Raw genomic sequence first — 14,937 nt, 5'->3', positions numbered from 1 at the left:
CAGCCTCTCACCTTCCACCCGGATACGATGTCCGGCTATTAAATAATCTTGTTCCATTTCTTTTATTCCTTATTGTTATATACTATATCGCATGTATCAAGATCGAATATCCGGTCGCAGAAAGCCAACGAACTTTCACGGTGGGCTATGACAATCAATGTCAGTTCACGGTGCCGCAAGGAGAGTGTTTCCAGAGCATGATTAATTTCCTTTTCCGTCTTGTTGTCCAGAGCAGAAGTGGCTTCATCAAAGAATAGTACTTCAGCTTCCTTGTAAAGTGCCCGTGCAATGCCAATCCGTTGTTTCTGACCACCAGACAGCCGACTGCCATATTCACCTAACGGGGTGTCTAATCCTTGTGGTAATTCATCTAGCCATTCCTTCAGTTGCACTTGCTCCAGAACCTGCATTACTTTTGTTCGGTCAACCTGCGGTTGCCCAAGTGCTATATTATCAGCGAGTGTACCTTCTATAATAAATATCTCCTGCGGTACATATCCCACCAGTTTATGCCACTCACTTCGGTTGGTAGAGGTCAGCTTTCTGCCATCTATAAGTATCTCGCCGGATGTAGGTGGGAAAAAGCCGAGCATCAGGTTAAAGAGAGTTGATTTGCCAGTTCCACTTGCTCCCCGTATGCCGATACGTTCACCACGACTGACAACCAGATCTAAACCACTGAAAAGTGTATGTCCATCGGGAAATGCAAATTCCAATCCACGCAATTCAAAGGTATGGGTAAATTCTAAAAGAGATTCATTTGATAAGTTTTTGGGTAGTCCGTCGCTTATAACAGTAATACCCTCTTCCACCACCGTTATGGTATGCGAAGCATTTTGAAGCGTTACCCAACTATTCAATACGGATCTCACTGCAGGAATTAGTCTGAAAGCCGCTACTGCAAACACACCGCTTATCAATCCCAGGTCACCACTTCCCGTACCAATCAGCAATGCCAGTCCGATCACTATGGCTACTTCAGAAAGGAAAGATGGAAAAAGTTGGTACACTTCCATACGCAAACGGTTCCCAATAATAGAATCCAGGCCTTGATTGAAGGAAGCAAGAGAAGTATAAAAAGCCTGGGCAATTTCCAGTTCTGCATATCCACGAAAGGCTTCCACTACCGTACGGCTCTGCTTGCGACGTGCTTCCAATTCCTCCATACCGTAACGTCGCAGACGTTTCTTAACTAAACAGATATACAATACCGATAAGAACAGGAACGCTCCACAGAGCAAACAACCAGCATATGGTTTCCAGATGATAAGTGCCAATACTATTAACAATATCAGTACCGCTTCTCCTGCTATACGGAAAACAGGGGCCAATACGCATAGACTGAACATATAACATACATGATTCACCTCATGCCCAAGCCGTACACTGCTTTTTCCTTTTAAATAGAGTAGCCCTCGATGATAATAATTGGCAAACATACGGGTACTAAACTCCCGATATATTTCCAACTGATAACAGCTTTGTACATGTGCCAGAAGCATAACTAAGGTGTTCTTTAGCAATACAAACAGTAATACGACACCGCATATTGCCAGCATCATACTCCGACCGCCATCTTGCTTTACCACTATTAATAATATTGGCACCAGTGCCGCTATTCCTGCAAAGTCGAGTATGGCACGTGCTAATACAGAGAAAACTACCCATACACCACGCCTGCGTTGCTTTTCTGACAACAATCGAACAATATTTCTAACCATCTGCTACTCTTCTCTTTTTTAGATCTTTAAGGAAGCCTTTTGCAAACAATACCCAGACCAAACTTCCTGCACCACTCAAAAAGACATACATCACAAGAATCGTCATCTTCCTGGGTTTAGAGGGTTTAAGTGGAACTACTACCGGCTGGATAACCGCATAAACAGGCCTTATCTTTTCCACTCTTGCCATAGCTGCCTGAACCAGTTGCTCCGTCTGATTGTAGGTAGTTTGAGCCAGCTTCATTTCATTCCGTAACCTTACCAGTTCAGCGCGTGAGGCTAACTTCACTAACCCTCGGTTAACATCCGCATACCGGGTATATTTCTCCTGTGCACTGTAATATTCCTCCTGTGCCTCTTTACGAAGTTCTTTTGTATATTTCAGGAACTTGCGTGCTTTACCTGTCCTGTATTCCGTTATATATTCTTTCAAGTATACTCGTACGGTATCTGCCACAGTAGCAGCAACTAACGGATCTTGCATGGTGACAAATATAGTTATAGTTCTTTTCTTTTTGTCCACCCCGATGTTGATTCTCGAAGCGATAGCACCTGCCATGCCTGCTTCTTTGCGAGTCAGCCGAAAAGGGTTTATACCCGTCTTTGTCCCTGCTTGCCCGCTATCTTCATTTGACTCATCTTTGAATAGAGATACGATCCATCCAGTCAGTTTGAACGGAGCTGAAGTAATAATTCTCCACCATGGTGCTTTCTGACGTTCTTTTAGATACTGTGAAAGAGGAATCGAAACACTATCTTTCTGTTCGCGTACCTTGATGTCGAAAAGCCGTATAAGAAACGGCGTCGAATTGATGATTTCCGGATATAAAACCGGAAAAATGGCATCTTTTTCACCTGTGATTGATGAACTCAGATTGTCATCTTCCATATCTACCAATGCACTTTTACCCGGATAAGCCCTTCTGCTTTCCGGGGCAATAAGGGTACTTGCTGTATATTCCTTAGGAGTGCTGAAACCTATAACTAACCCAACAACAGCTCCAATGCCACACATTCTCAAAATCAATTTCCGCGAGTCCCAGACTTTCTTTACCAGTTCCAACAGATTAATCTCCTGTTCTTGAGAAGATGGTGGTCTCATATCTTTCCTCTCGTTTATAGTATTGCTATTCATCTTAGTTTCACTCGGAACTTCTTCTGAAAAAAAACGCTTGCCAAGACGAATGTCTTGACAAGCGAAAATTAAACATTCAGATTATATAATCCTATCCAGTCAGTTTTTCCTTTTAAAGAAGAATGAATAGACTCATTCTTCTTTAATTCAAAGGTATATTACTTCTTGACTCCGTATTCCTTACCCAACCAAGTAATTGTACCAGACTGGCTAACGCGGGTACCACCATAAATATACCCCTTATTGTCTACAGTGTAGGTTGTGGAATTGTTACCGTCAACTTCTGCCTGGAAATTGCCAGTCAAGACAACTTCTACATTATTCGTCAATTTTGTACCATATGCCAAGGTGATGTCTTTCACTGCAACTTTTGCATAGCTAGTATAGTCACCTGTAGAAGCTAATTCATTATCACCTTCGAAGTACAACAGAGCTTTCGATGCTGTAAGTCCCATAGTAGAAGCCTTAGTCGGGTTAAATGTCAATGTAACACCTTGCTTTACTGTGATCTTAGTAGCATTGGGCAAGCTCCAAGCTTCAGAGTTGGCATCAGAAGCCTTAGAAATGATATAGTGAGTTACACCATAAGAATTGGCGTTCTTCATGAAATCTGCCTTCTTTTCATTGTCACCTGTCCCAGGAACAATACCATTATTGTACTCAGCAATGAATTGACCACCCTCTACGTTAGTAATATTGACATTTTTCTTGTCTCCACTCTTAGCATAGTAATAGTTGATAACATTGCTGTTGTTCAATGTTGCTACTTGGCCGGCAACACCCGTCAACTGAGCAGTATAGTATAAGTTGATAGTGCCTGTATTACTTACGACAGCATTACCCTTGAAGCTTAGGATACCCTTAACTTCCATAGTACCCTTGTTCTCACTCTTGCTTACAACATTCAATTCACCAGCTTCTTCATTCGTAACTAAAATGTTAGTGCTTCCGCTCAAAGTTGCAACACCAGTAGTCAATTTTGCACCGTTAACGTTCAGAATGGAGTTTTGCTCTGTTGCAAAAATACCTGTTGTGAAATCAGCGTTTACATCCAGAACAGCATTTTCTGAAACTACTATATCTATTTTGTTAGAAAGATTAGTCAACTGACCAGCGCCAATCTTGTTATTACCATTAAATTTGATAGTCACTTGTTTATCTGAGTGTTCCTTCAAACGTAATGTATTGCCTGCAGTAATGAATGTTTTGATAGCTTCGTTATCACTTTCAGCAGACCAGTCGAAATCAGTCAATTCCAAAACATTGTTAGCGTCATTACCGTCAACACAGAGATCAAAGCGCTTATTCGTTACATTTCTGCTATTGATACGTCCGATGGTAGCAAGCAAATCGTCCTGAGTTTTAATACAGTTGGTTTCAAATTCCAAATCATCTACATTAACTTCTATAAAACGAGTACAGAATGCTCCTGTTCTTGCAGCCCATCCACCTGCATAGAATGCTTCAATATCGCTGATCTTGACAAATTTGTCACTCTCTATTGCATTAGGACCTAAAACGAGCATACCAGTAGGATCGCTTTCTTTACTTTTATACCAGTCGCTTTCTTCAACTGTCGCAACACCATAGTTAGTATGGATAACCAAAGCCAATTTATAGTACTCTTTCGTAAAATAGCTGTTTTTTTCTGTGTAAGGCATCAACAGGAAATTTACGCGACCAGTAGATTTAGCCACAGGTTGTTCGATAATAGTAGTGATGCTTGAAACTTTATTATCATTGACAAACAGCCCCTCCTGAGTTTCTGTCGTAGGCAATGCGTATTTGGAAGTACCGCTCAACGATGGAATACCAAATTCATCATATGCACCATTATTACGTCTTTTGATCTTACTCATGTCAAACAGGCCGGAAGTCGCAATTTTGTCTACAGCCCAACCTTCATTTTGGGTTGTCACTATCAGGTCAACGCTTTCAATCTGTACCTTTTCAGGATTTATGATTGTCTGCGAACCTGCTTTAAAGGTCACACGAGCATCCAACATGTTGGCAAAACGAAACATCTCCATATTAATAGCTTTCGACATGCCGGCCTCTTCATTTTGCAACGGATAAATGTAAGTAGCATTTTTGTTTGTTTCTTCAGTTTGCTCATCTACTCTTCTTGACACCCACGGCATATTGTCCACAACATAAGACAGTACCTCTGTCGGCTGGGTCAAGTCCGTACTTCCCTGCGGTTGTATTGCATCAACACTCAAGCCAAACTTACCATCTACTTTATATCTGTCAGAATAAGGATAGTAAGCAAAGTATTGGCCTTCTAATACCTGACCATCCTGCATTCCAAAAATATTATTGTCAGGATCGTTGCAAGTCATACGGGTATTGCTTGCCCAAAATGCAGTATTTGGAAGTACAGTCGGATCATATTCTTTCCCGCCAGTAAATTGTTGTTGGATTTCCGGTGCATTCACCCAAACTAGCCCAACTTGGTCTCCTGCCTTCCACTTTAAATTCCAACCGTCATTTACCATTCTGGTTGCGGCATTTGTTTCCTTATTAAAGGATAAAGTGACGTTCTCCAACGGTTTCCCTTTGTATTGTACTTCCGGTTCTACGTTCACCAGAGCCTCTTCCTGGCTACATGCTGCAAATAAAGCAGGCAGCGCACAAGCCATTAATAAATGTTTTGTTTTCATTGCAATTAGTTTAAATTTTAAATACATTAATTGATATACGTTCGCCTAGATTCAACAACTTTTATTTAGTCGTCACCACCACTAAAGTCACCGTCGTCTCCACCTATCCCAGGACCTTCAATGCCAGAAGCAGCGAAACCTAATTCTACTTCTACCTCCAGAACTTCCACTTCCGGAGCTTCATACTTCATTTCCTTTTCTACTTTCATAATCATAAAATTTAAATTGTTAGTAATATTAAAATGTATCTTCATTATTAACTAGTAATGCACCTCTTTTACTATTAAAAGAATCAAGACCGTTCTTACAATCCTGCAAATATTTCTATAAAAAAGCTCAGTAAAAGCTCCTTTCAGCCTGCAAAGTAAGAAACAAATTTCCTAAATATATTTGAGTGATATTGTATTGATAATATGATTGTTATGTGCTTAGGAGAAATCTTTTTAAATAAAAAGAAAAGAATTTGTTATAATCAAAAAGAATGATTCAATATATTAGCACACAGCTTATTACATATTTAGTAGGAAACATTCTATTTTAGTCCTCTGCATATATTGACACCTCTTTCTTGCACCTTATAGAATAAGAGCACACGATAGTAATTCTCTTATTTTCAATAAGAAACGGATTTTATAAATGATAAGAAACTCACTTTTTTTAATAGTAATGACACCATTTTTAGGCACTAACAACAAGAAATGCATTTACAAAGAACCATCGAACACACTCAGTGAAGCCATGTAGCTATACCACCTCCCTCCCTCGTAATAACTTGGTGCTGAATTAGCGAATATTAATTCGTCCCCTTATGGAGTACATTGCGTCCCCTTATGGAGAACATTGCGTTCCCTTATAAGGAACATTGCGTCCCGCTATAAGGGGACGAATTAATACTCGCATAAAGAGAGATTGCCACCTTAATAGATGGAAGATAATCACTGATAAAAAACAATTAAATCTGTTATAGACTCTTTTTTTATATTATAGTATATAATTTTCAAGAGAATGTTTACCTTTGCATTTCTTGAAACACTAATTTAACGTTTGTCACTATGAAAATTAAAGAGAATTATAAAGTTCGGGAGATTGCAGGTGAGAACCTGATCGTCGAGCAAGGAAAGTCCCAGTCTGATATGACTAAAGTAATTTCACTTAATAATACAGCACTGCTTCTTTGGAAAGAATTGCAAGGAAGAGAATTTTCTTTGGAAGATGCTGCAGAGGTATTAATGAATCATTACGGCATATCCAAAGATCAAGCCTTAGTTGATACCCAAAAGTGGGTGGATGCTTTGAGTAACTGTGGAATCATAGGATAGTTCTTTCCTGTTACATTTACCGGAGAAATATTAATAATTTGCTATAACTCATTGCATATAATGAGATAGTATTATAATCAGATAAATTAAATTATTCTGTTTTGGTACACTCTTTTTTGTATTGAAAATAGCAGATGCATTCTTTGTATATATACCTGAGGTTAACATTGAAGAGAAATTCTCTTACCGAATAGGCGTGATATAGACCTCTTAAGCTCTATGTATCATGAGAAAACACCAAAAACAAATTTCCTAAATTCAAAAGAATTCGTTATTTTTTTATCTTTTCGGGTAAAAATATGGCAAATTCTCCTTTATCGTGAAAACACATCTCTATTCTACATGCTTTTGCGAGCCAAAGGTAGATATTTTATTGACATCTGCAAACAAAATAAAGCTTTTTTTTTATGCTTTTCAACGAAAATGCATAAATACAAACTTTTTTATAGCTTTCTTATATATTCTTATTGAAAATAAGATGGGCACTCTTTGTTTATATATCACTATAATCTTGATAATTATGGAACAATTACCACTAAACTGAAAGGAAGAAAAAGAAATGAAAATTAGATTCAATCTAAAGCAGGTCAGTGAAAAGAATAAACTGACGCAAATAATGCTTGTGACAACTATCAATAAACGGAGAATCAGGGTTTATACCAAACTCCGTGTAGAGCCACAGTATTGGAACCATGAAACATATCGATGCTATCAGAATGGAGGCTTGAACATACGGGAGAGGCTTCGGTTGAAATATATTAATGAACAAATTGATAATTTAGTAACGTCTTTATGCGAAATGGACGAACAACTCGCTATGAAAGGCGAGTACTTGTCGGCTGCTGTTGTCCGGCAAATCGTTGATAAAAACCTGCAGAAGGAACAACTTTTGCAAAATCCTATTGCTTGTCTGAGAAGATTGGTTGGCGAGTATGAAAAGAATGTAAATCGCAAAGGGAAGCGTGGCATCGAAAGTACCAAGGCTACCTACCTCACTGCATTAGGGCGTCTGGAAGATTACGACAAGCAACGGAAAGTGCCGATCGGTTCGTTCGACGACTTCAATAAAAAGTTCTTTGTGGATTTCACCAACTACCTTTACGGGTACAGTTATGGGAAAACCGGAAAGCATTATACTCAGAATACAATCATCAATACGCTGAAAGTAATCAAGAATCTGTTGCATCGTGCTTATGACAGCGAGATGACAACCAACAACTATTTCTTGAAAGTTCAGACTACACTGCCTGCTGATTCGAGTGAACAGATTTATCTGCAAGAGAAGGAGATCCAGAAGCTTTCTTTGGCAAAGACAGAGAGTGACCAGGAGCGTGAGGTAAGGGATGCTTTTATTATTGCCTGTTATACAGCATTAAGGATTAGTGATATACAGCAGTTGAATAAAGCAACCGTACGGAAGGGAGTAATATCGCTCTACCAGAAAAAGACGAAAGAGCTGGTTGAAATTCCGATATTGAAGGAAATAGCGCCACTGATTGAACACTATCAGCAGATTGGCTTTCCGGTTATAGATAAGGTGAAGGCCAACAAAATCATTAAGGTTCTTGCTGCGCGATGCGGTATTAATGAGGCTGTTAGCCGTAAGGAGTACCGTGGTGGAGAAACTACCATAGTGACAATTCCGAAATACGAATTGATAAGCTTCCATACGGCCAGAAGAAGTTGTGTGACCAATCTTTATAAACGTGGCTATCCGATTAACTACGTGATGTCGCTTTCCGGACATCGTTCTTTCCAAGCATTTCAGCGCTATATGAGAGCATCGAGTAAAGAACTGATGACTGATTTCGTCCGGTTACTGAAAAAAGAAAAAGCTATCCTAGCTTAGAGTCTTAAGAAAAAGAGTGCCCTTTTACACATACATGTGTATGTCTTGCTCCGTACCAAGTCCATGTCAAGTCCGTACCAGCTCCATGTAGAGGTACTTTTATACGGAGCAAGTACGGATTTGGTATGGACTTGACTCGGTCCAGGTACGGTTTGGTTCCCTTCATGCGTTAGTTGATTATTATCGAGAGTCTTCTCTCCAAGAGTCACCGAAGGAATTATTTACTTAGCTGTAAATAAGATTTTTATTGCCGGTGTCTGATAATGGTGCTAACTCCATTTGTAGCAATAGGGGTTTTCTCGTTTGGCCACCTCGTTATGTTTTGATAATAAGCATGTTACCATATTATATTGCTATATAATATGGTGCCAGAATAAAGTGCCAATATATATAAATAGTTTGGACTGCCATTAACTATCAATGGCACAACTACTTAATTACTAAACCTATACATCGTTTAATACTATTTCCCGGAAATTCTATTCCTTCCCTATTTTCTCCTCTTACTTATTATTAGTATCCAGATATTCAACGAAATACACTAAAAATATATTTAGGAAATTTGTTTCTTACTTTGCAGGCTGAAAGGAGGTTTTACTATACCTAATTTATATGAAGAATAGTCAGGTTATTGTTGAGTAGTAATCTTGATTGTTAGGTAGATAGATTGACTGAAATGAACAGATGTAACTAATAAATAAAGAGAATTTTTAATATTACTAACAATTAAATTTATGATTATGAAAGTAGAAAAGGAAATGAAGTATGAAGCTCCCGAAGTGGATATTTTGGAAGTGGTTGTAGAAAAAGGATTCGCAGCAAGCGGAGATTTTAACGATGGCAATACAGAAGATGCATAGCCAACAGTTAAAGCTTTAATTCTTGAAGAAGGAATTAGTATGCTGAAGCTACAAAGAAATTATTTAATTAAATAAAAAAAGAAATGAAAAAAGAATTATTCACACTGGCCAGTGCGGCTCTCATTTTTGCCAGTTGCGCCAACGAGGAATTGCTTGACATTACAATACCTAAAGCAGAAAGTGAAGGTATTACTTTTGGTATCGTTGATGATGCCGTTACACGTGGTGACATTAATAAAGATCCAGCAGATGGTAAATTTAAGTCTTATTGGAATGCTGAGGTCGACGAAATCTCTATTGCTTATTTTGGTGTAGAAAAGAATGGTGCTGGTGATGCGACTCTCTGGAATGGAGTTAGTGGTGCGACAAGAGGTACAGATCAAAATGTTGCCTCTACAAATTTAGGTGCTGCTGTTGCTACATATAAAGCTACGCGCACGGGTAGAGCCGGTTACTTTACAGCCAAAGAACCCGCGAGTCTTTTGACTTTTAAAAGCGGCACAGATGCTGCTTTCCGAGTGTTCCGTACAAATAAAACTCCTCTAGTAGACGCGGATTTGACTTACGCATCTGCTATCTCAAATGTAGAAACAATGAGTTTGGCGGTAGCTGCCTTCGATACTCAAGATCAGCCAAGCGAAAAAGCTCCATTTGGTAACTTTGTAATGGTAGCTGACCCTATAGAAGATATAAATTCTAACGAATTGGCTGTAGGTGAAAGCTTGAACCTATCTTTCGAACGTGCTTTTGCCGGTTTGGTATTCAATACCAAAGGATATGACGTTGATACTTATGGAAAATTAGTGAGTATTGAAGTTACATTGACTACAAATGATATCGCTTGGAATGATGCCAATGGAAAGGTGGATATTGCTAAAAAAGTGGATGGAAAATGGGAACTTTCTGGTGGAACTGGAGTAAAGACAGCGAAGCTAACTCTAAATAGTAGTGGTAGCGGTCTTGGATGGAGTGATGATTACTACGCTTTCATGCAAATTCTTCCTGTAGACCGTTCTTCTTCGGAAGACTATACTGTTAAGTTTGAGTTTGAGAATGGAGATATTACTTTAGATAAATCATCCAGCAAGTCGTGGACAGCCAATAATTTCTATACAATAGAGCTTGACCTCACAGCACAGGATTATGTTGTTTTAGGTAATACTATGATTGTTAATAAGAATATGCCTGCATTAGATGCCTCTGAAAATATACCTAATAGTGGGAATAAAGCTCCATCAACTATTACAACTTTCACTTCTAATGTTTCATTGTCAGCTGCTCAGCTTGCAGAATTGAAAGATAAATATACAGGAATCGCAACTTTGACACTGGCCAATCCTGCTGCTGATTTGGGCACTAATCTGGAGAATGTAACTAAAGGTAGCTCTATCACTGAATTGACCTTGACAAAAGCTACTACAGCTCCGGTTATTACCTCTCTTGCTGGCCTTGCTACATTGAATGGTCCGGAAGTAACTTCTGTTCCGGCAGGTGCTTACAAGAGTAATACTACGATTACTAATTTCAATTTCCCGAAGGTTGAAACGATCGGTGAAAGTGCATTTGAAGGAGCTGCGAATATCACGACAATTGGATGTGGCACCGAAAGTTTAATTATTGGTACTACTGATGACGAGGGAAATAAAACGTCTGCTTTGACTACTATTGGTGACAATGCTTTTGCCGGAGTAAATCTGACATTGATTGATGCTCCTGCACTGACTTCGCTTTCAGACCAACCCTTTGGTTATAAAATGGATAATGCATGGACTAAAGTATTGTTACCCAGCTATGATTGGAGTAAAGCTATGATTCGTGCCCAGCTATTGAGTGGAACAGCATTGACTCATATCGACCTTTCCGGAGTTAGTGCTATTGGTGGAAATACAGGTATTAGTTTGGCTGGTAAAGTAAATCTATTAAACGTTATCTTGCAAGAAAATACAGCTATTGGAGCAGGTGCTTTCAAGAATGCCGGTACTACTGGTTTTACCATCAAGAATCTTAATAAGATAACCTCTGTAGGTGACGAGGCTTTCTCTGGCTGTACAAACTTGACTGCTGCCATTGACTTTGAAAATACGATTACTAAAATTGGTAAAGAAGCTTTCAAAGGAACTGCAATCACTGCATTCGATTTTACAGGAATCACAACTATCGGAGAAGGAGCATTCCAAGATGTTGCTACATTAACTTCTGTAGTTATTGATGACGTTACTACACTTGAAAAGAATGTGTTTAATGGAGCAAGCACTTTGGCTACCGTGAATTTGAAGAAGGTAACAGCTATCAAAGAAGGTGCATTGACAGGACTTGCATCTAAGGCCGTAATAATGTTTAACCAAGTAGTGACAGATATTGCCGGAAATGCATTCCATGCTTCTCTGGGGGCTGAAACAGGTACTGAAAATGATCCTATTATAGTAAATACTAATACTTCATTGGGTTACAACCTTTTTGTATCTAGAGATCAGACTGGTGTAGACGGTAAGAAACTTACATGGAAATCAGGTGATAAATATTACCAAGCTACTTTTGAATCAATCGTTAAAGTATATTGATTGGGAAAATTATAGATAAGATATGTCTTATTTATTGGGGAGTATAATTCCTATAAGGTAGAGGGTTTAATTTATTGAAACCTGAATAGAATTGAAGCTTAGGGGGATGTCATCATGGCATACCCCCTTTCTTTATGATGTATAAAGTAATTCAGCATGGTTGAGATAATGAATTCATCGTGTGATAATTATAGCTTGAAAATGAGCAATATAACAAACGAAGAAAGTGTGAGACAATCCGTGCAAGAACAAGAAATCAATTTGCTGGAACTGGCAAAGAAATTATGGAATTGCCGGAAATTGATTCTTATAGCCTGTGCCATTGGAGCTATAGTAGGGATTGTTATAGGTTCCGGAGTTCCTAAGGAATATACGGCCAGCGTCTTCATTGTACCGGAAAATTCGCGCAGAAGCTCCTCTTCAGGTATAAGTGAGCTATCAGATATGGCCGGCATTGACATGAAATCTTCCTCCACTACTGAGAGGGATGCCATTTTCTCACTTTTATATCCCGACATCATCAAGTCTACGCCATTTCTTGTGCGGCTTTTCAATGTCGAGGTCCGTGAGCAGAAAGATAGTACTGCAATAACCCTCTCGCAGTATCTGAAAGAACGACAGAAAAGTCCGTGGTGGAGTGTCGTCACATCAGCGCCATCCAGGTTGATGGGTTGGGGTATGTCTCTGTTAAGTGAGAAGTCGCAAACGGAAAAAGTATCCCGGGAAATTGATATTTTCCGATTGACCCGTGAAGAAGCAGGTATGGCGGGGGCCATCGCTTCAAGGATCGGTATTGATATAAATAAAAAGAGTGGGAATAGGAGGCGGACCATTACATTATCCGTCACCATGCAAGACCCACTGGTGGCCACCATCGTGGCAGACACCGTGCTGGCACACCTGAAGGAGTACGTAACGGCATACAGGACGGGCAAGGCACGCAAAATCCTGAAATATAACGAGGAGCTCCGTAAAGAAGCACAGGCAGAGTATTACGCCGCCCAAGAGAAATATACCCGGTATGCAGATGCCAACCGGGGACTGGCGAAGCTGGCTTCGCGTGCAGAGTTGGCAAGGTTACAGAATGAAATGAAGCTGGCTTTGTCCACTTACAATCGGACGGAGTTGCAAGTACAGGCTGCTCAGGCAAAAGTCGAAAAGGTAATTCCCGTATTGGCGGTTATCCAGCCTGCGATAGTTCCCCTCGCTCCGTCAAAACCCCGGAAGATGTTAATACTTTTAGAGTGTGTCTTGCTGACCGGAGCAGGAAGTGTAGGCTGGGTATTGTTTGCGAAGGACTTTATAAGAAAGATAAGACAGAAAAGAACAGATTGTAAGCGAGAGAAAGCAAGCAGGTGAATGACAGATGATTAAAAGAATATTTCAGATGTTGCCGGAAAGGCAACGTAAACGAAGCATTTGGGTGGCTTTTTCGGTATTGCTGCGTGCTATTCTCGATTTTGCAGGAGTAGCGGCACTGATACCTATATTGCTGGTAGTGGTAAAGCAGGATGGCGGACGGGGAAGGATGCTGACGTTGTGCGGTGCCGTATTGCTATTTGTTTTATTGAAGAATGCTTTGGTTACGCTCCTGGCACGTGTACAAAGCAGTTATCAACTGGAAATCTATCGTGAATTCAGTCGCCGGATGTTTGCCAATTACTATCATCGCGGACTGCTTTTCCTGAAAAGGAAGAGTAGCGTACAACTGGGACACGAGGTAAACTATGTTTGTTATACATTCAGTTTGTGTGTGCTGGCTCCGGTCTTTCGTATGGCGGGAGAAGCAGTGCTGGTACTGTTGATGGTATCGGCTCTTGTCGTCTGGGAACCGCTTGCCGGATTTTTGCTTTGTGCTTCCTTTTTTCCTCTGGCCGCTCTGTATGTGGGTTTGGTACGGAAGCGTCTGCGCCGTTACGGCATGGAGGAATTGGAAGCACGCCGCAAGCAGAGCCGCACAGTGGTGGAGGCTTTCCGGGGATATGCGGAATTGGAAATTGCACAAGCCTTTCATACTTCGCTTACTTCTTTTGACCAAGGTCTGGAATTTATTGTCCGTAACCGTCTGCGCACAGAAGTGTACCAACTTTTTCCGTCCTTCCTCTCGGAAGTGGCGGTGGTAGTGGGACTGGCATTGCTGATTGGTACGGGAAGCGGTGACCTGGGATTGGTGAGCGGTGTATTTGCAGTAGCTGCTTTCAGACTGATTCCTGCCGTAAGAAACCTATTGAACAGTTGGGTGACACTACAGAACGCTTCGCATACCATAGCGGTGGTGGAAGAAGGCATCAACAATGAACCACAGCAAGATGTGCAAGGCGGTCGGCGGCAGGAAGAGGGTGCATCGGAAGGTACATCGTTTACATTTAAGTATACACTTGAATTACGCGGACTCGGTTTCGCTTTTCCTGACGGAGACATGTTGTTCAATGGTTTGAATCTAAATATTAGTTGCGGTGAACGTATCGGAATACGGGGAGCAAGTGGAACTGGCAAATCAACCCTCTTTAACCTGATGCTCGGCTTCTTCCCACCTACTTCCGGCGAGATACTTATAGATGGCAGGAAACTGACTTCTACTAACCGAAGTGAGTGGCATAAGCTGGTGGGGTACGTACCGCAGGAAATATTTATTATAGAAGGGACGCTTGCGGATAACATTGCACTTGGGCAATCGCAAGTTGACCGGATGAAGGTGATGCAGGTTCTGGAACAAGTGCAACTGAAGGAATGGGTAGATGAATTACCACAAGGATTGGACACACCATTAGGCGAATACGGTAGCCGATTGTCCGGTGGTCAAAAACAAAGAATTGGTATTGCACGGGC

General features: G+C 40.4%; 9 protein-coding genes. 5 read left to right on the top strand and 4 right to left on the bottom strand.

Annotation, left to right across the window (positions count from 1 at the left end):
- Positions 1 to 62 precede the first annotated feature (62 nt).
- The 4 genes from DWW10_RS25180 to DWW10_RS26195 form a co-directional block, all read right to left on the bottom strand.
- A complete protein-coding gene (locus DWW10_RS25180) occupies positions 63 to 1,721 on the bottom strand; it encodes an ABC transporter ATP-binding protein (RefSeq protein ID WP_118422425.1) in 1,659 nt (552 codons plus the stop codon).
- On the bottom strand, positions 1,714 to 2,856 hold the full coding sequence (locus tag DWW10_RS25175; RefSeq protein WP_118422426.1) for a Wzz/FepE/Etk N-terminal domain-containing protein: 1,143 nt from the start codon (positions 2,854 to 2,856) through the stop codon (positions 1,714 to 1,716). The genes DWW10_RS25180 and DWW10_RS25175 overlap by 8 nt, the downstream gene beginning before the upstream one ends.
- Before the next feature lie 158 nt (positions 2,857 to 3,014).
- Positions 3,015 to 5,519 carry a hypothetical protein gene (locus DWW10_RS25170; protein WP_022391800.1) on the bottom strand — a complete coding sequence of 835 codons (2,505 nt, stop codon included), beginning with the start codon at positions 5,517 to 5,519 and terminating at the stop codon, positions 3,015 to 3,017.
- Positions 5,520 to 5,584: 65 nt separating this feature from the next.
- Entirely contained in the window at positions 5,585 to 5,728 is a 144-nt protein-coding gene (locus DWW10_RS26195) for a hypothetical protein (RefSeq protein WP_182021542.1), read from the bottom strand.
- 843 nt (positions 5,729 to 6,571) lie between these two features.
- On the opposite strand from DWW10_RS26195, the gene DWW10_RS25165 reads away from it, so the two are divergent.
- The 5 genes from DWW10_RS25165 to DWW10_RS25145 all read left to right on the top strand — a co-directional run.
- The gene (locus DWW10_RS25165; protein WP_022393383.1) at positions 6,572 to 6,838 is read left to right on the top strand and encodes a PqqD family protein; all 267 of its coding nucleotides are present in this window, start codon (positions 6,572 to 6,574) and stop codon (positions 6,836 to 6,838) included.
- 559 nt (positions 6,839 to 7,397) lie between these two features.
- Positions 7,398 to 8,687 (top strand): site-specific integrase, encoded by a 1,290-nt coding sequence (locus DWW10_RS25160; protein WP_118223954.1) that lies wholly within the window; start codon positions 7,398 to 7,400, stop codon positions 8,685 to 8,687.
- A 943-nt stretch (positions 8,688 to 9,630) separates the two neighbouring features.
- Positions 9,631 to 12,108 (top strand): leucine-rich repeat domain-containing protein, encoded by a 2,478-nt coding sequence (locus tag DWW10_RS25155; RefSeq protein ID WP_118422431.1) that lies wholly within the window; start codon positions 9,631 to 9,633, stop codon positions 12,106 to 12,108.
- A gap of 201 nt (positions 12,109 to 12,309) precedes the next feature.
- Positions 12,310 to 13,467, top strand: coding sequence for a Wzz/FepE/Etk N-terminal domain-containing protein (locus DWW10_RS25150; RefSeq protein WP_259320537.1), 1,158 nt, complete (start codon positions 12,310 to 12,312; stop codon positions 13,465 to 13,467).
- Positions 13,468 to 13,474: 7 nt separating this feature from the next.
- Positions 13,475 to 14,937, top strand: a 1,463-nt coding sequence (locus tag DWW10_RS25145) for an ATP-binding cassette domain-containing protein (RefSeq protein WP_147350492.1), incomplete at its 3' end; no start/stop codon positions are given.

This window comes from Bacteroides intestinalis (assembly GCF_003464595.1).
Lineage (GTDB): Bacteria > Bacteroidota > Bacteroidia > Bacteroidales > Bacteroidaceae > Bacteroides > Bacteroides intestinalis_A.
This window is presented reverse-complemented; position numbering and strand designations above follow the sequence as displayed.